This window comes from Neobacillus sp. B4I6, assembly GCF_050434045.1.
In the GTDB taxonomy this organism is placed as follows: Bacteria; Bacillota; Bacilli; order Bacillales; family Cytobacillaceae; genus Neobacillus.
In genome coordinates, this window is record NZ_JBNPWB010000002.1 from 3584036 (window position 1) to 3608000 (window position 23965).

At 38.6% G+C, this 23965-nt stretch carries 23 protein-coding genes and 1 riboswitch; of the genes, 8 read left to right on the plus strand and 15 right to left on the minus strand.

All coding sequences use genetic code 11. The annotated features are described in order from the left end of the window. Positions 1–50: 50 nt before the first annotated feature. The 3 genes from QF028_RS19855 to QF028_RS19865 form a co-directional block, all read right to left on the minus strand. Entirely contained in the window at positions 51–959 is a 909-nt protein-coding gene (locus QF028_RS19855) for a fumarylacetoacetate hydrolase family protein (protein ID WP_429468018.1), read from the minus strand. A gap of 130 nt (positions 960–1089) precedes the next feature. Continuing rightward, the gene (locus tag QF028_RS19860; protein ID WP_429468021.1) at positions 1090–1284 is read right to left on the minus strand and encodes a hypothetical protein; all 195 of its coding nucleotides are present in this window, start codon (positions 1282–1284) and stop codon (positions 1090–1092) included. Beyond that, positions 1281–2573, minus strand: a complete 1293-nt coding sequence (locus tag QF028_RS19865; protein ID WP_429472427.1) for a CpaF family protein — start codon at positions 2571–2573, stop codon at positions 1281–1283. Before QF028_RS19865 ends, QF028_RS19860 begins: the two co-directional genes overlap by 4 nt. Positions 2574–2717: 144 nt before the next feature. Next, positions 2718–2804, minus strand: a riboswitch (cyclic di-GMP riboswitch). A gap of 261 nt (positions 2805–3065) precedes the next feature. On the opposite strand from QF028_RS19865, the gene QF028_RS19870 reads away from it, so the two are divergent. Genes QF028_RS19870 through QF028_RS19895 form a run of 6 tightly spaced genes read left to right on the plus strand, consistent with a single transcriptional unit; the run spans position 3066 to position 5064 of the window. Further along, positions 3066–3287, plus strand: coding sequence for a spore germination protein (locus QF028_RS19870; protein ID WP_429468023.1), 222 nt, complete (start codon positions 3066–3068; stop codon positions 3285–3287). A gap of 18 nt (positions 3288–3305) precedes the next feature. Then, positions 3306–3527: a spore germination protein GerPB gene (locus QF028_RS19875; protein WP_214999696.1), complete on the plus strand. Its 222-nt coding sequence runs from the start codon at positions 3306–3308 to the stop codon at positions 3525–3527. Positions 3528–3585: 58 nt separating this feature from the next. Next, on the plus strand, positions 3586–4200 hold the full coding sequence (gerPC, locus tag QF028_RS19880) for a spore germination protein GerPC (protein WP_429468025.1): 615 nt from the start codon (positions 3586–3588) through the stop codon (positions 4198–4200). After that, on the plus strand, positions 4197–4373 hold the full coding sequence (locus tag QF028_RS19885) for a spore gernimation protein GerPD (protein ID WP_429468027.1): 177 nt from the start codon (positions 4197–4199) through the stop codon (positions 4371–4373). The genes gerPC and QF028_RS19885 overlap by 4 nt, the downstream gene beginning before the upstream one ends. Before the next feature lie 5 nt (positions 4374–4378). Next, a complete protein-coding gene (locus tag QF028_RS19890) occupies positions 4379–4789 on the plus strand; it encodes a spore germination protein GerPE (protein ID WP_429468030.1) in 411 nt (136 codons plus the stop codon). A gap of 56 nt (positions 4790–4845) precedes the next feature. Continuing rightward, positions 4846–5064 carry a spore germination protein gene (locus QF028_RS19895; protein ID WP_214999702.1) on the plus strand — a complete coding sequence of 73 codons (219 nt, stop codon included), beginning with the start codon at positions 4846–4848 and terminating at the stop codon, positions 5062–5064. 47 nt (positions 5065–5111) lie between these two features. On the opposite strand, the gene addA is transcribed toward QF028_RS19895, so the two are convergent. The 5 genes from addA to QF028_RS19920 all read right to left on the minus strand — a co-directional run bounded on the left by addA (position 5112) and on the right by QF028_RS19920 (position 14730). Continuing rightward, on the minus strand, positions 5112–8897 hold the full coding sequence (addA, locus tag QF028_RS19900; RefSeq protein WP_429468032.1) for a helicase-exonuclease AddAB subunit AddA: 3786 nt from the start codon (positions 8895–8897) through the stop codon (positions 5112–5114). Beyond that, positions 8894–12376: a helicase-exonuclease AddAB subunit AddB gene (gene addB / locus QF028_RS19905; protein WP_429468035.1), complete on the minus strand. Its 3483-nt coding sequence runs from the start codon at positions 12374–12376 to the stop codon at positions 8894–8896. Before addB ends, addA begins: the two co-directional genes overlap by 4 nt. A 169-nt stretch (positions 12377–12545) precedes the next feature. After that, on the minus strand, positions 12546–13100 hold the full coding sequence (lepB, locus tag QF028_RS19910) for a signal peptidase I (protein ID WP_168242442.1): 555 nt from the start codon (positions 13098–13100) through the stop codon (positions 12546–12548). Then, positions 13090–13755, minus strand: a complete 666-nt coding sequence (locus QF028_RS19915; protein ID WP_215015556.1) for a TVP38/TMEM64 family protein — start codon at positions 13753–13755, stop codon at positions 13090–13092. Before QF028_RS19915 ends, lepB begins: the two co-directional genes overlap by 11 nt. A gap of 39 nt (positions 13756–13794) precedes the next feature. Continuing rightward, on the minus strand, positions 13795–14730 hold the full coding sequence (locus QF028_RS19920) for an LCP family protein (protein WP_429468038.1): 936 nt from the start codon (positions 14728–14730) through the stop codon (positions 13795–13797). A gap of 267 nt (positions 14731–14997) precedes the next feature. Here QF028_RS19920 and QF028_RS19925 point away from each other — a divergent pair, with 267 nt between their 5' ends. Continuing rightward, positions 14998–15363 carry a hypothetical protein gene (locus QF028_RS19925; protein WP_088086020.1) on the plus strand — a complete coding sequence of 122 codons (366 nt, stop codon included), beginning with the start codon at positions 14998–15000 and terminating at the stop codon, positions 15361–15363. Between the two features lie 21 nt (positions 15364–15384). Here the strand turns inward: QF028_RS19925 and QF028_RS19930 are convergent, their stop codons facing one another. Next, entirely contained in the window at positions 15385–15960 is a 576-nt protein-coding gene (locus QF028_RS19930; RefSeq protein WP_429468041.1) for a competence protein ComK, read from the minus strand. A gap of 192 nt (positions 15961–16152) precedes the next feature. On the opposite strand from QF028_RS19930, the gene QF028_RS19935 reads away from it, so the two are divergent. Then, positions 16153–16389 carry an IDEAL domain-containing protein gene (locus tag QF028_RS19935; RefSeq protein WP_088086018.1) on the plus strand — a complete coding sequence of 79 codons (237 nt, stop codon included), beginning with the start codon at positions 16153–16155 and terminating at the stop codon, positions 16387–16389. A 149-nt stretch (positions 16390–16538) separates the two neighbouring features. Here the strand turns inward: QF028_RS19935 and QF028_RS19940 are convergent, their stop codons facing one another. The 6 genes from QF028_RS19940 to QF028_RS19965 all read right to left on the minus strand — a co-directional run bounded on the left by QF028_RS19940 (position 16539) and on the right by QF028_RS19965 (position 23826). Continuing rightward, positions 16539–17810, minus strand: a complete 1272-nt coding sequence (locus QF028_RS19940; RefSeq protein WP_429468045.1) for a M48 family metallopeptidase — start codon at positions 17808–17810, stop codon at positions 16539–16541. A gap of 97 nt (positions 17811–17907) precedes the next feature. After that, entirely contained in the window at positions 17908–19470 is a 1563-nt protein-coding gene (locus QF028_RS19945; protein WP_429468048.1) for a fatty acid--CoA ligase family protein, read from the minus strand. A 151-nt stretch (positions 19471–19621) separates the two neighbouring features. Then, a complete protein-coding gene (locus QF028_RS19950; RefSeq protein ID WP_429468051.1) occupies positions 19622–20611 on the minus strand; it encodes a lipoate--protein ligase in 990 nt (329 codons plus the stop codon). Positions 20612–20627: 16 nt separating this feature from the next. After that, positions 20628–21362: an MBL fold metallo-hydrolase gene (locus QF028_RS19955; RefSeq protein ID WP_429468053.1), complete on the minus strand. Its 735-nt coding sequence runs from the start codon at positions 21360–21362 to the stop codon at positions 20628–20630. Positions 21363–21470: 108 nt separating this feature from the next. Further along, positions 21471–22295, minus strand: a complete 825-nt coding sequence (locus tag QF028_RS19960) for a YhgE/Pip family protein (protein ID WP_429468056.1) — start codon at positions 22293–22295, stop codon at positions 21471–21473. Further along, a complete protein-coding gene (locus QF028_RS19965; protein WP_429472429.1) occupies positions 22195–23826 on the minus strand; it encodes a YhgE/Pip family protein in 1632 nt (543 codons plus the stop codon). The genes QF028_RS19960 and QF028_RS19965 overlap by 101 nt, the downstream gene beginning before the upstream one ends. Positions 23827–23965: the final 139 nt, after the last annotated feature.

Genomic DNA, 23965 nt, shown 5'->3' on the forward strand with positions numbered 1-23965 from the left:
TAACAAACATGGATATGTTACCCTACTATTTTGAGGTGTTTAAAGAGTGCCTATTGCTTAATGGTATTTTTCAGTGTTCCAATCTTTTCAATGGTGACTTCCATCTGATCGCCAGGGGATAGAAATTTAGGAGGCTTAAACCCTTTTCCTACTCCAGCAGGTGTGCCGGTCGCTATAATATCTCCTGGTTCAAGTGTCATTCCGGCTGAAAGAACGGAGATAACCTCCTCAATTGGAAAAATAAAATTCTTTGTATTTGAATTCTGTCTTACTTCCCCATTTACTCTTGTTTCTATATGTAAATGGTTTGGATTTCCAATTACACTTTTATGGACAATCCATGGTCCCATTGGACAGGTAGTATCTAAGCTTTTACCAATGAAAAATTGCTTGTGTCTTGATTGTAAGTCTCGTGCGGTCACATCATTCAGAATGGTATAACCAAAAATGTAGTCGAGGGCCTCCTCTTTTTTTATCGCCCTTCCCTTTTTACCGATGACGACAGCTAGCTCCCCTTCATAATCAAGTTGATTTGTTACATCTTGATGGTTTAGGACTGTTTCATTCGGTCCAATAACCGTTGTAGGGGCTTTCGTAAAGACCATTGCATGTTCCGGGATATCTGCTTCACTTCCCATTTCAATCGCATGTTCTGCATAATTTTTTCCCACACAGAAAATATTCTTGTTTGGTCTTGGTATAGGAGCTAGCAAGGTGACTTCATCCAAGGAGACATATAAAGATGCAGCATGCCCACCACTAATTACCCAATCGTGCAAAACTTGGACTTGTTCGATAAAACTTTCTCCTAAATCGATACATTCCTGCATTGAAGAAGGAAAACTTCTCTTCCCTGTCCTTGCTTCTTCAGCAGAATTTAATAAAAGTACTTTTGATTCATCTTGGTCTACTAAACCAACAAATGTTTCTTGATTACGTTCTACTGTTACAAATTTCATGTTTTCACCTCAATTTTTAGTAATCACACCTTACCATATTAAAAGAAACAGATGAACCGAACAAATAAAAAGAATTATAAAAAGCTGAACCCTAATTAAATGGAATCAGCCTTAACTATTTTTAAAAGTATCAATAAATTGGATGATTGCTGGTCCTAATTTTTTGCTTCCTTTTCCCCGGGCATTCTCTTTTTACATCGTTCATTGATAAGTAATGCTGCACTCGATCCTGAACCTTATTTTCTGATAAAAACAACACCTTAAAGATAGACCAGAATAATATAATCGCCGTTAATAAGAAAAAAATCAGGAGCAGTCCAATCATTGCCGCCACTCCTCATTTTCTATAAACACGGACGACGGAATTTGAATTCCAGATGCCTCTAGACGATCATAAAATTTAGGGCGGACACCGGTAGGTACAAGCCTTCCGATTATTTTCCCTTCTGAGTTAAGTCCTTCTTGTTTAAAAGAGAAGATATCTTGGAGAACGATAATTTCTCCTTCCATCCCTTGTACCTCAGTTATATTGACAATTTTTCTTGTTCCGTCCTTTAAACGTGTTTGCTGTATAATCACATCAATTGCCCCGGCAATTTGCTCACGTAGTGCTTTTATCGGCAAATCTACACCAGATATAAGAACCATTGTTTCCAACCGAGCAATCATATCTCTTGGACTGTTTGAGTGCCCTGTAGCCAATGAACCATAATGTCCCGTATTCATTGCCTGCAGCATATCAAGCGCTTCTCCTCCACGTACTTCCCCGATAATAACGCGGTCTGGTCTCATCCGTAGTGAGTTCCTGACAAGATCTCTAATGGAGATGGCTCCTATACCTTTTATATTGGGCGGACGTGACTCTAGGGATATCACATGCTCTTGTCCCAATTGAATCTCGGCTACATCCTCAATAGTTACGATTTTTTCATCATCTGGGATAAAATTTGACAAAACAGTGAGTGTGGTTGTTTTGCCAGATCCTGTTCCTCCGCTGACAAACATATTTAACCGTGCTTTCACACAAGCATCTAGAAAGATAGCCATTTCCTCTGTGACTGTTCCAAAGTTAATCAAATCTTCAATCTGGTAGGGATCCTTTGAAAATTTCCTGATTGTTATAGTTGGTCCATTTAATGCCAAGGGGGGAATGATCGCATTAACACGCGATCCATCCGGAAGCCTGGCATCTACCATTGGAGAACTTTCATCTATTCTCCGTCCCAGTGGGGCAACGATTTTGTCTATTACACTCATGACATGTTCATTGTCTCGGAATTGAACTGGCGTTAACACCAACTTCCCTTTTCGTTCACAGTAAACTTGGTTGGGTCCATTCACCATTACCTCTGAAACATCTTCATCTAAAAGGAGGGAATTAATTGGTCCGAAACCAGTTAGGTCGTTGATTAGCTCATCATCTACTTTTTTCCGATCAATTTGCCCGCGGAATTCTTCATCTTCTTTTATTATTTCGACTGTCATTCCGTCAAACTTTGGAATGATTTCCTCAATTTCTTGCTCTTTTAACTCTTGCAAAATTTTCTTATGAAGAACATTCTCTAATTCCTGATGTTTGTTAGCTTTTTTCGCCTTTTCATTTTCCTCGTCCATTAAAGGTGTCTTCAACAATTTTCACCTCCGTGAAATAGAAATAGCCCCACCTTTACCAAAGGGGGGATAGAATTCATAGAACAACCATATATACATAGAAAACCTATGCAGACATAGAATATCTATTTTGAAACACCCTGATCTTTCGGTAACTGGCTGGCTTAGTGCAAATGCACCTTAGCCCCTGTAGCTTTGCGTCACTGATTTTCATCAGCTTTGCCTTTATCGAGACTCAGTGTTTATTTTTCCGACTGATCTCTTAATCACATAATAGAACGTTTTACCCTTATCGGATATCCTACTATTTTATCATTTTGCATTGTGAATCATAGGTTAATTGAACTATTTTATATTCATACCCCTAAAAACAAATAAATAAAAGTGTAAATAAACTTAAATGACCTCGGTTTCCAATATATTTGGGCGAATCAATCACATTAGCTGTGCCCATACATAGGATGTAGAAGATACTATGAAAAAAGGGTGTTGAAAATGCCAGCGATTGTTGGAGTTGCACAGGTCATTACACTTGGCAGCAGTTCTGTTTTCCATATTGGAGATGTTTATAAAATTATGCCATTTTCCAATGCAAAAACCTTTTCCGGTGCTGGTTCCTTTAACACAGGGGAAAGCTTACGGCTCCATAATAATGTTAGTTCCACGAATACCAATGATCCTGATGTATATGATCAAGGAATTGCACTTAATGCTTAATGAATGGGTGATTTTTAAATGAATTTCTATATCCAGCAGTCCATTCAGATTAATTTTATTAAAATTGGCGGGATTACCAATTCCTCCGTCCTACAAATAGGCAGTGCGGGGATTATCAAACCTACATCTCATTTATATAATACCGGTGGATTTACACAACCCGCACCAAAAACTTCAGGCTCTTTATTAGGGACACCAGCCGTACCATTACAAGCTGCTGTAAGAGAACAAGATAGGTAAGCTCCCTATCATATAGAAATCGATAAACTTATTGGCGAAATAATTGTGAGGTGATTACATGTATCAGGATTATTCCCAATATCTTCAATGGCTACAGATGTGTATTCAAGCACAGGAGCAGCGAATTCTAACTTTAGAGAACGCTCTCCAAAAAATGAAAGAAGATATCAAACAATTAAATGAAAAAAAAGCCATCCATGTTGATAAAATTGAATATAAATTTGATCAATTGAAAGTTGAGACTCTTGAAGGAACATTAAACATAGGTCTAAACCCATCCGAATTATCAGGAATCGAGGACTTCGCAGTACAAAATCAATCCTTAACCACACCAATATCACCCAAGGATCAAATGCAAAGATCAATGAAAATCGAGGAAGCTATTTACAGATATTTAGAAACAGATTTACCTCAATTAGTTGAAAATGCCCAAAGGGAATTAACCGTTCAACCGAATGATGAATATTTATCGTTCATAAAACAAGACATCATTAAACAGCTTCCTATCAGGATTGAACAACATATAAACGCCCATTCCTCTGGCAGCCGCTCTTTTGAAAATGCCCCTTCGGACGATTTAGTTATAGAAGCATTAAAAAAGGAAATTCAAAATGGGGTATTTGTTTTTTTCAGCAATTTACCTGAAAATATGAAAGGGATGAAATCAGAATGAACTTCGAGGTTTATAACCGAGAACTCTTTGTCCAAAACATAAAAATCACTGGGGTATCAAGCTCCTCGTTAGTAATGGTGGGAGATACGGAAACGATCCAATTGGCCTCAACCTTTGATACCCCTGCAGAATCGTTAATCATAGGCCCGTTTGTTCCCCTATCACCGGAGTGACCATCATGTTGCAGAGAACCTCTTGTGTAGACACTATAAATATTAAGATTGCCTCTTTTTCCTCTACGGTACAGCTAGGGGATTCCTGTATCATTAATGGACTTTCAAGAGCAATCGCTGTCCAAAGGGAAGCTGACGTATTTTATGGAAATGAGGGGAATTTATCCTCTTATCGAGTCTTTTCCGAACCTATTCCTTTTCTACCTATCAATGAACCTTTTTCATACTCTCGTCAAAATCCAAACCCACTAATTAAGGTAAGTAAAATTGATATTATCGGGATATCTTCATCTTCCCTTTTACACGTTGGGAACAGCCGCCATGTTTCCATGGAGGCTAGAGTTAAGCATATTCGACAGTTACTTCCTATTCAAAGAAAAGAAGAAGAAGTAGTAGAAGAACAGGGACAAAGATAAAAGCATAAGTTACTTTAAGAGAAAATGCCGGGAATATACTAAAAAGGATGTTTGTCATGCCAGCGATTATTGGTCCTGTCCAAATCCTTCACGTAAGTGGAGGTATAGTGCAATTTGGAGATACCGTGTATATCTCTCCAAAGAGCACCTCAAAGACAAATGCTGGTTCAGGTGCATTTAATACTGGTGGATTTATCGTATCGAATTCCGGATTAAGTGGAACCAATGTTCTTGATACCAAGTTAATTGACCAGCCAATTGTCGGGAATAATTAAAAAATGACATGAACCATCCTAAATGGTCTATGTCATTTTTTGTTCGTTTAATCCTCAACCTTCAAAATATGAGCTCCATCAAAGAAAAACAAGTACTTTTCTGTGACCTTTCTTTTCCATATTTGTTCAATTGCTCTTGTATATAAGTTAATTTGCATCTTGTAACGGTCTTCAAGTATGGACTTTGCTTGGTCAAACCCACCTTTATACCTGTCGGAAATTTGATCCGTTTTATAATCGACCAAAATAAGACCGTTTTCTTCCTCAAAGACACAGTCAATGATCCCTTGCACAAAAACAGATTCTTCTTCATCCTTCCAAGTGGGGTACACATCACGAGCAGGCATGGAAAGGGTAAAGGGAACCTCTCTGTTGATTGCTTTTGCGTTAAAATATCTAATCCCTAAATCTGAATGAAAGAATTCAACAATTAAATTTTTATCAATGACCTCTGCTTGGTCAGAGGTTAACAATTCGTTGTTTACCATCCATGTTAACTGTTCCTGGAGAGATTCTTGACTAACTGAATTGGTTAAATCTACGTGCTGCATAACCATATGCATGGCAGATCCCCGTTCAGCTGGACTTAATTGCTTTTCCTGCATAAATTTCGGGCGTTTAACTATCGACTTTTTATAGCGATTCACATGGTTCACAAGGTCCGTCCCACTTTGTTCATCTGCCATTTCTCTTTGGCGTTTCATTTCAGAAACGGATTGCTTGGAGCGATGGGCTGCGGCACTTGGGAAGGAATATTCCCAGTCTAAGCGCGACTTAATTTCTTCAACAAATGGCGACGTGGCTGGGACATGTTCCCCTTTTTGGACCATTTCAAGAAATTGGTCTTCATTCATTCCGATTTCTAATTCCGTCTTCTTGATTTCTTCTGCACTTATTAGTGAAATTTTCCATGAAGAAGGATGACTTGTAATTTCCTCAGGAACAAGGGCATTTCCCGTACCACTAAGCCTTAGTTCATTGGCGTCCTGATGGCGAACAAGCGCTGGTCCAATCCAGTCAATATAGCTTGAAACCGCTGCCCGCTCATAATCCTTTAACAACCATTCTGTATGGGAGGAAACTTCATTCCATTGGTCGATTTTTTTTTGCGCATCTTTAAGCGTAGCCGTTAAATAAAGTTTTTCTTTCGCCCTTGTCATCGCCACATATAACACGCGCATTTCTTCCGCGAGCATCTCCATTTTCTTTTTTCGCTTAAAAGCAATTTGCGGTAAGGATGGGTAAGAAATCCTTTTTTCCGCATTTACATACTTAGAGGCAAATCCGTATTCTTTATCGAGCATATATGGTTTCCGAACATCAGCCATATTAAAAGTCCGTGCCATTCCCGCCATGAATACAACGGGAAATTCAAGTCCTTTACTACTATGGATGGTCATTATCCGAACAACGTCTTCTTGCTCACCAAGTGCCCTTGCTGCACCAAGATCGTCCCCTCTTTCAATCATTCTCTCGATAAAACGAAGAAACCTGAACAATCCACGGAACGATGTTTGTTCGTATTGTCTAGCTCTGTCATATAATGCCCGTAAATTAGCTTGGCGCTGTTTTCCCCCTGGTAAACCGCCGACAAAGTCATAAAACTGGGTATCACGGTAGAGCTGCCAAATTAACTCCGACAACGAACCCTGTCTTGCCACCCCGCGCCACTCTGTTAGAAAGTCATAAAAGCGGCGCAGCTTTTCGTAAAATTCGGCCGTATTTTTGGCTTCTTTACTCTTGCAAAAAGCGGTAACAGCCTCCCAAAAAGAGCCTCGCTTCTGATGAATGCGGATGATTGATAGTTCTTCTTCGTTCAACCCAACGATGGGTGAGCGTAAAACAGCTGCAAGCGGTATGTCTTGGAAGGGATTATCAATAACTCGTAGTAATGAAATCATAATTGCCACTTCGGTTGCATTAAAATACCCTGTTGAAAGATTAGCATAAATAGGAATCCCTTGTTGCTTAAACTCTTCGATAATTTGCGGAGCCCAAGTCATTGAACGGAGCAGGATGACTGTATCCCGATACATAAACGGCCGATTGGATTTGGTTTTTGTAGTATATACCGGTGCTCCACTTGCTACTAGCTCTTTTATTTTAGAAGCAATTATCCTCGCTTCGAGTTGGGATTGTTCAAGACCGATAGCATCAAATTCTTCTAGTTCTGACACCTCTGTCTCGGTTACAGGCGACCCATTATCCTGGGTATTTTGATCAATAAGCAAAAGTTCTACCGGATAGGGCTCATCGTCTGGATACGGTGCGCCAGCACGCAACTCTGCCGCCTCATCGTATTCGATTTCACCAACTTTAATCCCCATAATTTGTTTAAATAAATAATTGGTTGCATCGAGCACTTCTTTTCGGCTTCGGAAATTTCTTGCTAGATCAATACGTAGTCCCGTAGAATCTCCGTCGGCTTTAAAGCGATTATACTTGCCTAAGAAAAGGTTCGGCTCAGCCAAACGAAAGCGATAAATCGACTGCTTAACATCTCCGACCATAAACATATTACCATTCAACTCATCCTTTTTAGTTACAAGCTTTAGGATGGTTTCCTGGACCATATTAGTGTCTTGATATTCATCGCAATAGACCTCTTTAAAATGCCTTTGGTAAGCGAGTGCCGCCTCGGATGGAAGAAATTCTCCCTCTGCTGAGATTTCCTTTGTCAAAATTGCAAGGCAGTAATGCTCTAAATCTGCATAGTCTACAAGCCCTTTTTCTCTTTTTACCTTTTCAAACCGCAGAGAAAATTCTTTGACAATATGAACTAGCGTTTCTATTAACGGCCGCATCTCATCCATATCACGTAAAAAGCTTTCAGGCTTTCGCGTAAATAGCTCTTCTTTGATATCTTGGATTTTTTTCTTCGCTTTTTCTCGAAGTTTTTGGGCCTTCTCTGTCAGCTCTTTATCATAGTGGTCACCTTTCACTTGCTTTGCCCGTGAAAAAGACCAGGTCTGCATTGCTTGATATAGAGTTTCCCATGAGTCCTGCTTGGCAAGAAGAAGAGTATCAATTATCTTTAAATCATCTAAAAAGTTTTCAGCTCTCGGTGCCGGTCCGCCAGGGAGCTTTGTTACTTCTAATCCCCGCTTAATCATTTCTCTGGAAGCTTCTAGTTGCAACTCAATATCAAAAAGAAGTGCCTGAATAAAGGAGAGTTCGGCTAGATTATTAATAGCTGAAACATCATACATACGAATGATTGACTTTAAATATTGGTCCGGTAAGGGATTGGAGCGAGCAAAATCGTATATCGACCGTACAATATCCATTAATGCAGCATCACTTCGATCACTTGTGAATGAATCGACCAAGTTGAAGAATGCCACATTATCTTTTTTCCCGTATTCTTCTTCAAACAACTCGTCCATCACTTCATCTCGGATTAATTGTGCTTCTGTTTCATCGGCAATTCGAAATCCAGGATCGACATCGATTAAGTAATAATACTTTCGAATCACTTCCATACAAAAGGAATGAAGTGTTGAAATCGATGCTTTATTTAATAAGCTCAGTTGCTTTCTTAAATGGCGCGACCACGGGTCTTCATCAATGGCTTTTTCTAATGCTTCCCCAATCCGATGGCGCATTTCTGCAGCAGATGCATTCGTAAAGGTCACCACCAATAATTCATCGACATTCATCGGGCCTTCTTTTGACAGGATTTTTTGGATCATTCTTTCCACTAGGACAGCCGTTTTTCCCGAACCTGCTGCTGCTGCGACTAGGATGTCTCGATCCTTTGACATAATTGCTATCCATTGGTCGTCTGTCCATGTCACGTCTTCTGGTTTAGGGGGTATGACAAAATTTCTCAAGATTGACGTACCTCCTTCCTAATTAGTTCTAAAACATCTTCCTTCGAGTGTGGTGTGAGAACCCGGAATTGATTCGTTTCAATTGATTCATCAAATTGACATACTGATTTATAAGAACAAAATGTACAAGGTGTTTTGTCCTTTAATTTATAAGGAGCAATGTCTATTTGACCATCAATAATGGCGTTACCTGTTTTCTGATATAAATTCCGGACATACGTTTTCAAATCGTCAAATTCCGATAAACTGGCAACCTTGGATTTTTTGGATAAATTTCCATCTTTTTTTATTCCTGCGGCAATAATATGCGAATCACCAGATTCAAGTGTTTGATCCATAAGCCGGATCACATTTTGATCGCTTAACATTAATCCATTCATCTTAAACTTTTTCATCATTTCCTTTTCAATTTCATCAATCGTTAGCATTTTAGTTGTATTAATGAATGGATTATGGACGTGAAAATAGAGGACACCCGCAGGACTAGCTTTCATCTCAACCAATTCATTCGAATGGGTCATGACAATATCAAGGTAGGTTAACATTTGCAGGGCAAGTCCATAATATACTTCGCTAAAATTGACATCCTTTTCACTTGATTTATAATCAATCACTCGTAAAAAGACGCTTTCGTCTTCCGCTTTTGCCTGATCGACTCTGTCAATTCTTCCGGCCAATTCCATTCTCTTTCCATTTTTCAGTGAAAATGTTAGTGGCGGCAGTTTTCCATTGGGTCCAAAGCCTAATTCCAAACCAATCGGTGAGAATCCACTTACCTTTGCATGCTCACTTAATACGACAGAAGCACGTGTAATAATTTGCTCCAATTTCCGTTTAATATAATGATGGCGCTCTGAGCTTAACAATATTTCGTTTTGCAGTTTAGGGGCTAGTGACTTGACCGCTTCCTTAGAAAGGGTTTCACATTGTTTCCTCGATAGCTCGGCCCAAGAAAGGTTTTGTTCATTAACAATATCTGCAATCTGCTTTAATGCCGCATGAAACAGCTCCCCAATATCCGGAGCCTCCAAACGAAAAACTTGCCGGTCACGAAGCTTTAGTCCATGCTGAGCGAAATGAGAAAATGCGCAGGAGTTATATAATTCCATTCTAGAAACACTGGCTTGAATGGCCTCACCATATAATTCATCCGCTGAGTCTTTAGAGAGCTGTACGGCTGAATTTGTATAAAAAAGGCTTGAAAACACTTTTTGAGCTTTGGTCTTTCCCGAACTTCCAAGGTAATAGTTATATACATCCCACCATAAATTTGAAATGGGGTACCCTCGCATTTTCCATTGAAGCTGCGCATTAAGGAAAGATAACGTCGTTGTAAAATTTGAAATAAAGCCTAGTTGACTGGGCTCCGAAACTTGTGATGGGTCTGTCACATAAAATAGCTCATTAGCATTAGGAAACATATCTTTTATTCTCTTAATATACGAAGAAGGAATTAACGCTTTTCCTTCATCATTCGCAAGTGGATAACTAACATAAAGGGCTTCTGATGGTGCTGTAAAAGCTTTATAAGCAAGAAAATTTTCATCCAGCAAACGTGTCCGGCTGCTTGGTGCGATTTTAACACCTGTTGCTAGGAGCATTTCCCTGTCTTCATCAGAGAGGATTCCTTCATCAGATATTTTTGCAGGCAAAATTCCTTCATTAACACCAACTACGAATTCTACTTTGATTTCATTTAGCCTTGATTTTTCTAAATCCCCAATCAGTACCTGATCAAGTGCCGGCGGAATAAGTGAAAAATGTAAGGATTCAAATCCTGACTCTAAAACAGCAGCAAACGCCTTTAATGTGACTTGCTCTTCCCCTAGAATTTCAACGTATTGGTCCAGGAGATCAATCACGGCATTCCATACTTGTTCATGCTCCCGCATTTTTACAAGATTACCTTTTTCTTCGGCAGCTGCTTTCCATGTTTCAAGCTTTGTTGGGACATCCAATTCCTCTAGCAGCAAATAGATGGCTTCACAAAATTTTCGGCCTGAATCCGCTTTTTTCAAACGTCTTGATAACCGTAAAATGGGTGCAGTTACCATAAGCTTTAATTCATTTAACTCTTGTTCCATTTCTTTTTCAAGGTCTGTTTGCGAGTTTACCTCTAATTCCAGTCCTCGAATGCGTCGATAGCTCCAACGCTCTTTTTTCGTCCATTTACTTCCGTTAATTCCGTAAGCTAAACAATAATTCTCTAGTTTATCCATTTTCTCACGCATTTTTGCTGGCTTTTCTTGCAGGGGATATAGCAATTCTGTCTTGATCATTCTAAACACCGGCTCATAGCGCCAGTAGGAATTAATGACTTCAAGGCTTGAGCGAATGAATTCGATCAATGGATGGTTCAGCATCGTTCTTTTTTGGTCAATAAAATAGGGAATCTGATAATCGTCGAAAACTGGTTCAACAATCTCATGATAGTCCCCACCATTTCGAATTAATAAAGCGATATCCCGGTACCGGTATCCCTTTGTCCTGACTAATTGGCGAATCTCTCTTGCAATCCCTTCAATCTCAGCTCTACGGTTTACGGCTTGGCAAATATTAATTTTTGTCTCACCAACATATGATACTGCAGGCCGGGCATCAAATTTTTCTTCAAAATGACTTAAAGACGGCTCTGTCCATTTTCTTTGTTCTTTTAGAACAACAGACTGCTCGATTTCAATACCATTAGCTTTAGCTAAATCATAGAGAGTATAACTAGTCTCACCTGATAAGCGAAACAGATCAAGCTCGTCCGGTGGAGAATTAATCGAGAGGTGATCAGTCGTCAATGCAATTGAAACGTTTTTACAATGTTTCATCAATTCGATCATTACTTGATATTCCTGCGGTGAAAAACTATAAAAACCATCAATATATATTTCTGCATCTTTTAAATATGAAGAGAAGGATACTTTCTCGGATAGGAGTTGAAAGTAATCCTCCGAATCGATATATTTACCAAATACTTCGTCCTCAAACTTTTTATAGATCATTTCTAAATCTTGAAGTTTATCATTTAAGGCATTGGTATCTTCACCCGAAAAGGATGAGCCTTGAATTAGCTCCTCTGGCCTAATACAGTAACGTTTAAATTCTGTTATCATTTGCTCAAGCTTTTGGATAAAACCATTCTTATCTGCAGCTCGCTGAAAAAGCTTTAGTTGTTCCTTTTGCTCATCGATGATTTTGCGTATTAACATACTCATCCCGACGCTACTTAAATGTGTTCGGCTAATCCCGCCTGTTTCTTGCAAGATACGCCACGCCAAGCGGGAAAAACTATAGACTTGGGCACGAATCATTCCGCTAATTGCCGGGTCAGTTGCCAAGCGATATTCAGATAAAAACGTCATCTGCTCTGGAACGATATAAATGATCGGTGTCCCATCTGGTTTTTCCACAAGCCGCCCCTTTATTTCATCAAGGAACATAGCTGTTTTTCCGCTTCCTGACCGACCGATTACCATTCTTAATGACATGTAAAAACCTCGCTTTCCACAACCACTCATAAACTTTATATCTCCCATTCTATCATAAAACAAGCACAAACGTTTGTATTGCCATAAAACAGATTAGAGGCAGAAATGGTAATTTTATGACAGAAAAAAACACGATTTAATCATCGTGCTCCTCCCTTAAACTATTCATCTAAAAATGGACGTCCATTTCATTTAATGGCCAATAACGTAAATCAACTTTGCCGACAACTTGACTAGCTGAGATAAAACCGAATTGGCGGCTGTCCCAACTACCTAATCGATTATCACCAAGGACAAACAATTTCCCATCAGGAACTATATTTTCACCGGTTATTTCCTTTAAACTAAAATCTCCAGTAATCCTGATTCCAGGTGATTTTTGTTTATAAACATTTAAAAATGGCTCCTCATACTTGTGCCCATTTATATACAATAGATCATCTCGATATTCAATTTTATCCCCTGGCAGCCCAATAATACGTTTGACAAAGTCCTCTTTTTCATTGGCATGAAAAACGATGACATCAAATCTGTTCAATTCCCCGACTTGATAACCAAGCTTGTTGACTACCAGTTTGTTACCATCCTGTAGCGTCGGCATCATCGATTCGCCTTCTACCACATAATTTGAAAAGAAAAATGTACGAATAAAAGCAAAAATAATGATACCAATCGCAAAAGCCTTCGCCCATTCCATGCCTTCCTTTTTCCATTCAATCTTCATTAAAGCTCCTCCGTTTCTCCTGCTTATAATTTCTATCTATTTCACCATTATGGTCAGTTTCCGTGCCCTTATTCATTCTGCCTTCAATTCTTTTACCAACATACCAAAGAATGAAAATAACAAGCAAAACTACAACAGTCCGAAGAGGCTTCGTCAGTAATGACTGAATATCATAGCCAACAAAACTAATCGTGAAAATCATCACCATTTTCCCAATACACACGGACAGCATGTATTGGGAAAATCGAATTTTGGAAAGACCAGCGACAATGTTAACAACTGCCGAGGGTGTAAATGGAAAACAAAGCAGTAGAAAGAGTGGGCCAAACCCATGACGATCTACCCAGTCCATTAGCTTACGGACTTGAGGGTGCTTAGGTAAAAAGGATAATAACCTTTTTTGCCCATACCTTCTAATAAGCGAAAATACGAGCATTGCCCCGATACAGGCTCCAAGCCATGAATACAAAAATCCTAACCAAAGTCCAAAGGCACTGGCATTAGCCATTACAAATAAAAACAATGGGAGAAATGGCAAGAATGCTTCAATGACAATAAGCAATATGCCTGGTATGGGTCCAAGGGCTCGGTATTCTTGAATAAGACTCATAATATGTTCAAGTGTAAACCATGCTTTTAATGATTCAATATCCATCCGGTTTCTCCTCATTTTAACTAATAGCTGTGCCTATGATTACTTTGTAATAAATTGATGGAGTGCCTCTTTATTTTTTTCGACATCGATCTCTAATACGGCTCCCTCCCCTGAAATTCGAGCATCGGAATAGCTATTTTCAACAGGAATCCGTAACGTATCGATATTTCCTCGATCCTTCGAAAAGAAATCTTTAGCCATAAATGTTATGTCGGAAGTGCTCATATTTGTATTCACATAAGGCGTGACAACTCCAATTAGCTTCGGGAGTTTTGGAATCGTTTGGAGGCCCATCAATTGGTCCCCAATGGCCTTAACCGCTTTTTGTTGACGTTCTACCCTTCCAAAATCACCTATCGCATCATGACGGTAGCGGACATACCCGAGCATTTCTGCTCCATTTAATTTTTGGAGACCTGGTTCTAAAGTGACATCAATATTTTTTGACATTTTCTTTTCCACATCTATCTCTACACCATTGGGGAATGCTTCATCAATTAGTTGCACAAATCCTTGAAAGTCCACAATGACATAGTATTGGAGGTCAATATCAAAATTTTGCTTAATCGTTTGTCTCATTAATTCTGGACCACCGCGTGCGAATGCGGAGTTAACTTTATGCTGTCCATGCCCCGGAATCTCAAGGTAACTGTCCCTCATAATAGAAGTTAGTTTAAATGTTCCTTTGTCTTCATTATAATGAACAATCATGATTGTATCTGCCCGAGATTTTTCCTTTCCTCTAGCATCACTACCAAGCACGAGGATATTTGTCCCCCCATACTGATCCTTTTTTCCTTCGAAAGCATAGACAACATTTGATGCTTTGTTATTCATTTTTTTTAATGATTGGTTAACGCCCTGCTTGTATTGATAATAAGCATAACCTGCCCCTGCACCTATTAGCAGTAAGAAGACAAGTAAAACGGATGGCCATCTTCTCTTTTTCTTGGTTTGATATTTATCAGATCTCATTGTTTATCACCTATTCATCCAGGTTTTTTATTCTCCTAAATTTATAACTGTTTTTTTTCAGGGTTTCTTCATTTAATTCATTTTCCCCTATCAGATATCCTTCTATTAATAAAAACTTTCTCATATATCAACTAAACATTTCAATAAATAAAACTCGCCCAATGACGAGTTTTTGTAAATGGAAAGTCCTATTGCTTTTGACGGTTCTTTTTTGTAAAATGAAGAAGAACGTTTGTTCGATTGATATGGAAAGGTGTGACTGAAAAAATGACCAGAATCCCCGAAGATGATCGAGACATAATGGAAAAGGCTATGTATTTACCAATGGTTCTAATTATCTTAAACAGGGATTTAACTGTAGTTGCAAATAGCCCGTTTAAATTAAAACAACCATATTTGGATTTGATTGAGGAAACGATGAAGGAGATCCAAAGGGAACTTGCTGAGGTAAAACTATATATGAAAAAGAATAAACTTCAGGTGATTGAAACAAAACGGGACGATGCTTTTACGTTATACAGGTTTATTTATAAAGGCTATGAAGAAAATCATAATTACTTTAATCCAAGAATCCGCAACAAAGTCCAAGAATTAATGGAGGCCTATTTATTAAAAAAACATCTGTCCCGTTAATAGTTAAGAAAATTCAACCCTTTATTTCGGGTCTTTAGAATGGGATTCAGCATCATATTCACGGGATCTTTCCAAGGCATTTAACGACTGGGGCCCGTTAGGCTGATAAAATAACTTTCTCCCATTACTTTCTATTCTTTGCAAAAGTTTTGTTTTTAGTAATGAGGTTCTTAAAATTTGCCCCTCAATTGTACCAATTGGAACTGGAAAAACGTGAGATTCCTTATTGCGGAAAATAATCATCGTTTTCTTAGAGGATACGCGACGATAACACTCCACATGCTCAAGTGAAATCCATATACACTCAGGAGTTAGCGGCGATACGGTAGGAAAAAAATAGATGTGGTTAGTTGGTTCAATAACAATTGGGATTTTTCGAGAATAGCCAATTAGTTGCCTTGTTCCCTTTTTCCTGCTTTCGTAATCAACACCAAAATAAACGCAGCCTTTTTTGATGATATCCAATGGCTTAAAGGGTGACAAGAATTCATCTTCTAATTCTACAGCACGGGAATAAATTTTCCCTCCATATGTCACCGGTTCTACAAACATCGTCCACGTATTTATCTCATATTCTTCGATCCCCGGATGCTTCAACCCATTCAACTCCTTTTCATATTATCCACCATATCTTACCACTACTAGTTTTTAATTCCTCCACTTTTCTGAATTGTTCCTAATTTATTCACAAAATTCATGTCAAAGAAATATTTATCAGAAAATTATAAAAACTAATGATATTCTTCAAAAAAAACCATATAATTTTAAAAAGCAACAGAGGTGATTTTCATGAATGAAAAATCATACACGGAATTAATGAAACTAGGAGCCATGAAGCGAAATCGTCTGAAGGAGAACTTCGTCCAAGATTTATACATCGAAATGCTGTTGTCCGAAATTCAGCTAAAAGTAGAAAAAGAAAAATTATTACAGAAAATTGATGTGGCCATTGATTGTCAAGACAAAAAGTCATTCCTCCTTCTATCCGGACAGCTCAATGAAATCAACAAACGATTTGGAACGTAGAATTTTGTTAAAGCCGTCATAGATTGACGGCTTTTTTATTGTATATTTCTCTAAAATAGGAAATGTAAGTGGACGAAGGATTGTAAATAACATATAAAAAAAAAGACTGTAGACATATCAAAATGTCTCAGCCTTCCCATGGATTGTATTTATTTGTTCCTATGTTTAACTTCATAATCTTCAAGCATCGAAATTCTATCAAGCATTGAAGGATGGGTATAGCGGAAAATTTTCACCAATAGCGGTGGATTTACTTGACTTAATCCAGAGCGGGTTAATTCCTGAAAAGAAGTAATCGCTGCTTCTGGATTTTTGGTCATCTCAATCGCATATTTGTCAGCACGGGTTTCCTGATAACGAGAAGTAAAATTCGTCAGTGGACTTGCAGCAAATAGGAGCATCGAAAGAATCATAAAAAATAATGGAAGTGATCGGATATCTCTAACGTCTGAGATATTTAACTCATTGCCCCAGCGTCTTGTTGCCCAATTCATAATCCGATACGTCAAATACAATCCGAGCAGCGAAATTAGCAAATATCCTGCAATTCCAAAGTAAATATGTTTCTCGACATAATGGCACATTTCATGAGCCATGATAAATAAAATTTGATCATCTGTTAATTTATTTAAGGTAGTATCCCACAGGACAATCCGAGCATTAGAGCCAATTCCTGTAACATAGGCATTTAAAGCATTCGTTTCCTCTGACTTATTCACTTCAAAAACATGTTGTGCTGGAATATCAGCCTTATCGGCCAAAGCCAGTATCTTCGTTTCCAATTCCTTATTTGTTAATGGATAAAAGTCATTGTATAACGGGTCAATAACAACTGGCTGGAGAAACATCATAAATAATGTAAATGGAATCGATAAAAGCCATCCATATAGCCACCACCGCTTTTGACTTTTCTTCATGAGCCAGTATAATACGGGGACAATGATCAACCATGTCCCATAATTAAGCCAAAAGTCAATCAACTCATCCTTCATCCAGGAAGCAAAGGTTTGAGTTGAAATATTATACGTTTTTGATAATGAAAAACTAATATAACTTAGAGGAAATGTCGCCAAATAAGCGAATACCGATAACCAAATAAGATAAATGGCTGTTTGAAGCAGCTTATACTTTGATGAGTTTTCCGCCCAGCGCTTGAATGCCTTGGAAAAACCAAATAATAAAATTAAGAAATATAAAAGCCATTCAAACGGAGTAGATAGGAAAAATAATAAATTCCTTATTTTTGAATACTCCTCGCTCAGCATAAGTTCCCTGCCATTTAAAAAGGTCGCCGGGTCCGCCTTTGAACCTTCGTATTCAAATGGCAGGTTTGTAGCGGCAAAATGGAATAAATACCAATAAAAAAATAATCCATATAGAATGTAGCCCATAACCGCATAGACTCCCATTTTTCTAGCCATGATTTGTCCCTCCTTTGTGTACAGACTCTCTATACTTAGTTTAGTTAAAAAAGGACAAATTAGAACTGTAAAAGTGACCTGCCCAACTATTTAAGAATTAGTTACTGACAGTTTTGGCTACTTGTGCCTTTAGTGCCCTCCTTAATATTTTCCCAGTTGTATTCTTTGGAAGTTCTTCGATAAATTCAATCGAAGATGGAAGTTTATATTTGGCCAAGTGTTCCCTGCAATAATCGAGTAATTGTTCTGCCGTTAGCCCTGGATTCTTACTTACAACATAGGCTTTAACAGCCTCACCAAGATTTGGGTCTGGAACGCCGAGGACAGCTACCTCTACAACATCCGAATGGTTATAAATAACCTCCTCCACTTCTCGTGGGTAGACATTATAGCCTCCAACAAGGATTAGATCCTTTTTTCGGTCGACAATATAAAAATACCCATCTTCATCCATTCTAGCGAGGTCCCCGGTATGAAGCCACCCATTCCGAATGGCCGCCGCCGTCTCTTCTGGCATTTTATAATACCCCTTCATTACATTGGGACCACGAACAATAAGTTCACCCACCTCACCGACTGGTACTTCCTCACCAAGCTCATTTAGAATTTTATTTTCGACATGCAGGATAGATGTTCCGATTGAACCGGGCTTGCGCGGGCGATCTAGCGGATTAAAGCAAGTAACAGGTGAAGCCTCCGATAAACCATAACCTTCAGATACTACAACATTAAACTTTTGTTCGAAATTCTTTAAGAGGGCAACAGGCAATGAAGCTCCTCCTGAAGTACATAAGCGTAAGGATTTTAGGTCTTCAGGATTACCATCAGGAAATTGGAAGAGGAAATTATACATGGTCGGGACACCAGCAAAAACAGTCGCCTGATTATCTTTGATAAGCTCAAAAATTTCTTTTGGACTAAATTTGGGTGCAATTAATAGTGTCGCCCCACTTAATAATGGTGCATTTAAAGCGACCGTCAAGCAGAAGACATGGAACATCGGCAGAACCGTTACTATTCTATCATTGGGATTCATTTTCAAATATTCGCTGACATCTTTAGCGTTACTATACAAATTCTTATGGGTTAACATGGCACCTTTTGGTTTGCCAGTTGTACCCGAGGTATAAAGAATAATGGCTGTATCATCGTCTTCGAGATTTGGTCCCTTAAAGTTTAATTCTCCAGAAGCCACGACCGATGTAAACGATTTCATTTTTGAAGAGCCTGAGAGGTTTTCAATTTTCGATTCTACACTGCTATTTGGGGTCGTTTCACAAAAAATAAAATGCTCTATTTTAGGTAGGAAAGTATGCATTTTTTCGGATAACGGGATCGCCAAGTCAAGCGCGATCACTACTTTGACATCGCCATTATTTAATATGTAGCTAATCTCATCTGCAGTATAAATGGGATTGACGGGAATAACAGTTACCCCTAACCGTAAAGCCCCATATAAGCTGATCACAAAGTGAGGTGAGTTACCCAACAATAATGCGATATGGTCCCCCTTTTTTACCTCTAATTTTTCGAGACCCGATGCAAATTTCGTAATTGCCCCATCCAATTCAGCATAAGTACATGTTTGGTCCATAAAATAATAGGCCGGTTTAGTGGAAAAGTTCTTCGCAGATTCTTCAAACTGTGATAAAAGATTCATATTTCTCCCCCTAAGTTGAATGAATGCTCATTCATAAAATTGTTACAATTTTCTAAATATATTATATTAAAAGAAAGTAACCTATTCAAGTATAATACTAAAAATTCACACAAAAAGAAAAACACAGCGCAATAAACGCTGTGCCCTGGTCTTAGTATAGTAAGTTTAAAAACTCATCTTTCGTAACATTTCCAAAGTAATGGGTTGTATCAATATCTGCAAGCGCCTTGTCAATTTCATTTTTTCCATAGCGGGTGCCTGTTAACTTCTCCTCAATTTCACTTACCTCACCAACACCAAAAAAGTCACCGTAGATTTTACAATTTTCAATGACACCTTTATTAACTTCGAGGCGGATATCAATGGAGCCTACAGGGAAGCGGTGAGAGTGCTTTAGATTGAACTTAGGTGATTTCCCATAGTTCCATTCCCAGTTTTGATAGCGTTCTTTTGATAGCTGGTAAATCTTTTCCCAATCCTCGTCCGTCAAAATATATTCTGGTATTTCATCTTGCCCTTCAAAAATATTCTTTAACAACAAAGACCGGAATTCATCAATTTCCACCTTTTCAGTAAGAAACTCAGAAATATTGGCTACCCGGCTGCGGACTGATTTAATTCCTTTTGATTCGATTTTTTCTATTTTTACTTTTAAAGCTGATACCACATTTTCGATTTCTGAATAAAGCATCAATGTACCATGGCTAAACATTCTGCCCTTTGTTGAAAATTGGGCATTACCAGAGATTTTTCGACCTCCAACCTCCAAGTCATTTCTGCCGCTTAATTCCGCATTTACTCCTAACTTTTTTAATGCTGCCACGACCGGCTCTGTGAATTTACGGAAGTTATGAAAACTTTCCCCGTCATCCTTGGTAATAAAACTAAAGTTTAAATTTCCAAGATCATGATAAACCGCTCCGCCGCCTGAAAGCCTGCGGACCACTTTAATTCCATTACCTTCCACATACTCCGTATTAATCTCTTCAATTGTATTTTGATTCTTTCCAATTATGATAGAAGGTTCATTTATGTAAAATAATAAATACGTTTCATTAATATCAAGATTCTTCAGGGCGTACTCTTCGATTGCTAAATTTATCTGCGGATCGGTGATCCCTTTATTATCGATGAATAACATAGTTTACTTCCCCTTCTTACAGTGAAATAGATTGAAATTCTTCTGCAAGTATTATTATACCAGTAAATTCACTGGCTGCCTCGGTGATTAACTCAGATATTGAGCCATAGTGCGGTAAATGGGTAAGAATTAATTGCTTAACATCAGCTTTTTGCGCAAATTTTCCGGCGTCGATACTATTCATATGTCCTGCCGACTTACCGTTTTGATGCCGGTAAAAGTTGCACTCACACAATAATACATCCGCATTCCGACTAAACTCGATAAATTCATCCTTAAAGGAGCTGTCAGCAGTGTAGACGATTGCTTTTCCATCTGCCTCTATTCTCATTGCATAACAAGGGACTGGATGGTCTGTTTTTAGAAATGAAACTTGAAATGGACCAACCGTGAGAATCTCACTAGGATTATAGGCTACTCCTTTTGTAATCTCTTTATAGGTTAATTTGCTAAATTCATATGGATCCATATCATGACCATATAGAGGTAGGGTTGAGTTCTTCTTTCCTAAAAAGCCTTGGATTAATCTTGCATGCTGCAAAACACCAATATCTGCAATGTGATCGGGGTGATAATGCGAAAGTAAAACAGCATCCAGTTCTTCGGGCTGGATAATATTTTGGAGCTTAGAAAGTACACCGCTTCCACAATCGATTAATAGCCGAAATCCCTCATGTTCAAGTAAATAACCCGAACTAGCCGCATTCTGTTTCGGATATCCACCCCAAAAACCAATAACCGTAAGTTTCAAATTAAACTCCTCCAATTCAATGTTTATATTCCTAATATACTCAAAAAATGATTTCTTTTCAGTATAGTACAAAAAACCAGCCGCATTTTTTTCACGGCTGGTTTTTCATTAATTATTCATTTGGTGTTTATATTTGTGATTAAATCTCAATGTACAGTAAGCGATGGTCCCAATAGAGAAGGTAAGCATAAAGCCTAATAGAATCATGAAATTTTGCCACATGAAACTGTAGTCGCCACTTGAAATAACCGCCTTAAAGCCTTGAACCGAATAGCTCATCGGCAGGTAGGCATTGAAGTGCTGTAAGAAGTTCGGGATTAACTCAAGCGGGAATGTTCCGGCGCTGGTAGTTAATTGTAAAATCAAGATAATAATCGCAATAAAGCGGCCAGCATCGGCAAATACCGAGACAAGGAGCTGAATTAACGCGATAAACGTTAAGCTTGTTATTATTGAAAAAAGAATAAATTTTGGTACACTTTGTACATCTAGACCTAATCCTCCAAGAAGAATCACATCTGCCAATAAAGCTTGGAAAATTCCAATCCCAGCCATGATTGAAAACTTACTAGAAAACCAGTTAAATCCATTAGCCGGAGCAGTCGCTGTATCACGAAGTGGAAAGACAATTGAGAGAAGAAGTGCACCCACAAACAAGCCTAATGATAGGAAATATGGTGTAAATCCCGTTCCATAGTTTGGCACATGATTAATTTTTTCACTATCTAGCTTTACCGGATCTGCCATCATATTATAAGTCTTTTCATTTGAGTTAACCTTAGCAACTTCTTTTCCACCTTCTGAAAGTTTATCTGCTAATTCCTTGGCCCCATTAGAAAGTTTCGATGTACCGTCTTTTAACTGCCCGGAACCATCTGCCAATTGTCCCGTTCCAGATGTTAGGGCAGACGCGCCCGCTGTTAATTGATTCATTCCATTTGTAAGATCCGCGGCCCCCTTTTTTCAGATTTCCCGAACCTGATGCTAATTGTCCGGTTCCCATGGTAATTTTATCAGCACCATCTGCCAACTGACTCATCCCATCAGAAAGATTGTTAGTGCCATCTGTTAATTTTGATGAACCTGCATATAAATCACGGATCCCTTTTTGCAATTCCTGCTGACCGTTATTAACTTTGCCAATGCCGGCAATTAATTGATCAAAATAAGGGGTTGTTTGTGCTTTAATTTTATCCTCTAAGCCCTTCGATGGACCTGCTAATTTTTCATCTACCCCTGTTTTGAATTGGTTAAAGCCAGCCTCTATTTTAGGGTTAAGTTCTGATAAAATTTGCTGCTCTAACTGTTCTTTCGTTGGCGCATTTTTTTTCTCATTAGCCATTATTCCTTGAACAAGTGCTGGATCCACTTTGTTCTCAATTAAGGTTTGGGCTAGTTTCTGCATTTTCTCTGTTTGTTGCGTTATTGTTTGATCCGCAATTTGGGATGCTAATGTGTTAGTTAACTGTGATTGAAATTGATCAATACCCGCATTAAGTTCTCCAACACTTCCAGTCAATTCGTTTTCAATTCCTGCAGCAATCCCTGCGGGAAGGTCACGTTTTAATTGTTCTGCACCTGCAGATATCTCCTTCGTTCCATCAATAAGCAACGGAAGATTGGCATCAGCTTTTGCAAGCCCCTTTTTCAACTCATTCGATCCTGTGGCTACTTGTTTAGAACCGGAAGTTGCTGCTTTCACACCATTGTCGAATTCAATCGACTTTTTGGCTAAAGTAGAAAGTCCGTTATACAAATCCTTCGAACCAACTGCAAGCTTATTAGATCCGGCATCAGCTGCTTTCATTCCACCGTTAAACTCACTTGTTTTTTCAGCTAGGGTTGCAAGTCCTTCATTTAAATCCTTTGAGCCTTTTTCAAGGTCAACAGAACCATCACTTAACTGGACTGCACCATCGCTCGCCTTTACAACACCATCGGCAAGCTCACTGATTTTATCAAACATGGTTTCAGCATAAGTTTCAGTTACCTTTTCAGCAACAGCTGTTTTGATTTTTTCTGCAGCCGTGCCGCCGATTTGCGCAGATAAGAAGTTATAACTTTCATTAGGTGTATAAACCAATTCCAGCTTTTCCGGTTGCTCATCCAATAAAGTTGTCGCATTTTTTGAAAAATCCTTCGGGATTTCGATAACCATATAATATTTCTGTTCTTTTAAGTTATCGTAGCCCTCTTTTTTATCGACAAACTCAAACCCAAATTGTTTATTTTTCTTTAGCTTAGATACTAAATCATCACCAAGCTTCAAATGGGTCCCATTGAGTGTTGCACCCGCATCTTCGTTGACAACGGCAACTGGAAGTTCATCAAGTTTTGCGTATGGATCCCAGAATGCCCATAAAAACATTCCTGCATATAATACGGGGACAAATATGACAGCAATAATTGGGATTAACACTTTTTTATTTCTTACAATAGCAAGGAGCTCTTCCTTAAATAGCATGTTTTTCACTTATGACTCTCCTTTTTCATTTATGACTATTTTGTTCATTTAGTCATTTTTGTTCAAAAAATAGGCTCTGTTATAGTTGGCTGTTGATTTCCGCTCCAGGCTCTTCGCTTTCCGTGGGCGGTCCGGGGAG

Excerpts from the sequence above, each read along its gene's own strand:
- QF028_RS19855 (WP_429468018.1), bottom strand. The coding sequence starts at position 959 with ATGAAATTTGTAACAGTAGAACGTAATCAAGAAACATTTGTTGGTTTA.
- QF028_RS19860 (WP_429468021.1), bottom strand. The coding sequence starts at position 1,284 with ATGATTGGACTGCTCCTGATTTTTTTCTTATTAACGGCGATTATATTA.
- QF028_RS19865 (WP_429472427.1), bottom strand. The coding sequence starts at position 2,573 with ATGGACGAGGAAAATGAAAAGGCGAAAAAAGCTAACAAACATCAGGAA.
- QF028_RS19870 (WP_429468023.1), top strand. The coding sequence starts at position 3,066 with ATGCCAGCGATTGTTGGAGTTGCACAGGTCATTACACTTGGCAGCAGT.
- QF028_RS19875 (WP_214999696.1), top strand. The coding sequence starts at position 3,306 with ATGAATTTCTATATCCAGCAGTCCATTCAGATTAATTTTATTAAAATT.
- gerPC (WP_429468025.1), top strand. The coding sequence starts at position 3,586 with ATGTATCAGGATTATTCCCAATATCTTCAATGGCTACAGATGTGTATT.
- QF028_RS19885 (WP_429468027.1), top strand. The coding sequence starts at position 4,197 with ATGAACTTCGAGGTTTATAACCGAGAACTCTTTGTCCAAAACATAAAA.
- QF028_RS19890 (WP_429468030.1), top strand. The coding sequence starts at position 4,379 with ATGTTGCAGAGAACCTCTTGTGTAGACACTATAAATATTAAGATTGCC.
- QF028_RS19895 (WP_214999702.1), top strand. The coding sequence starts at position 4,846 with ATGCCAGCGATTATTGGTCCTGTCCAAATCCTTCACGTAAGTGGAGGT.
- addB (WP_429468035.1), bottom strand. The coding sequence starts at position 12,376 with ATGTCATTAAGAATGGTAATCGGTCGGTCAGGAAGCGGAAAAACAGCT.
- lepB (WP_168242442.1), bottom strand. The coding sequence starts at position 13,100 with ATGAAGATTGAATGGAAAAAGGAAGGCATGGAATGGGCGAAGGCTTTT.
- QF028_RS19915 (WP_215015556.1), bottom strand. The coding sequence starts at position 13,755 with ATGGATATTGAATCATTAAAAGCATGGTTTACACTTGAACATATTATG.
- QF028_RS19920 (WP_429468038.1), bottom strand. The coding sequence starts at position 14,730 with ATGAGATCTGATAAATATCAAACCAAGAAAAAGAGAAGATGGCCATCC.
- QF028_RS19925 (WP_088086020.1), top strand. The coding sequence starts at position 14,998 with ATGACCAGAATCCCCGAAGATGATCGAGACATAATGGAAAAGGCTATG.
- QF028_RS19935 (WP_088086018.1), top strand. The coding sequence starts at position 16,153 with ATGAATGAAAAATCATACACGGAATTAATGAAACTAGGAGCCATGAAG.
- QF028_RS19940 (WP_429468045.1), bottom strand. The coding sequence starts at position 17,810 with ATGGCTAGAAAAATGGGAGTCTATGCGGTTATGGGCTACATTCTATAT.
- QF028_RS19945 (WP_429468048.1), bottom strand. The coding sequence starts at position 19,470 with ATGAATCTTTTATCACAGTTTGAAGAATCTGCGAAGAACTTTTCCACT.
- QF028_RS19950 (WP_429468051.1), bottom strand. The coding sequence starts at position 20,611 with ATGTTATTCATCGATAATAAAGGGATCACCGATCCGCAGATAAATTTA.
- QF028_RS19960 (WP_429468056.1), bottom strand. The coding sequence starts at position 22,295 with ATGAATCAATTAACAGCGGGCGCGTCTGCCCTAACATCTGGAACGGGA.
- QF028_RS19965 (WP_429472429.1), bottom strand. The coding sequence starts at position 23,826 with ATGCTATTTAAGGAAGAGCTCCTTGCTATTGTAAGAAATAAAAAAGTG.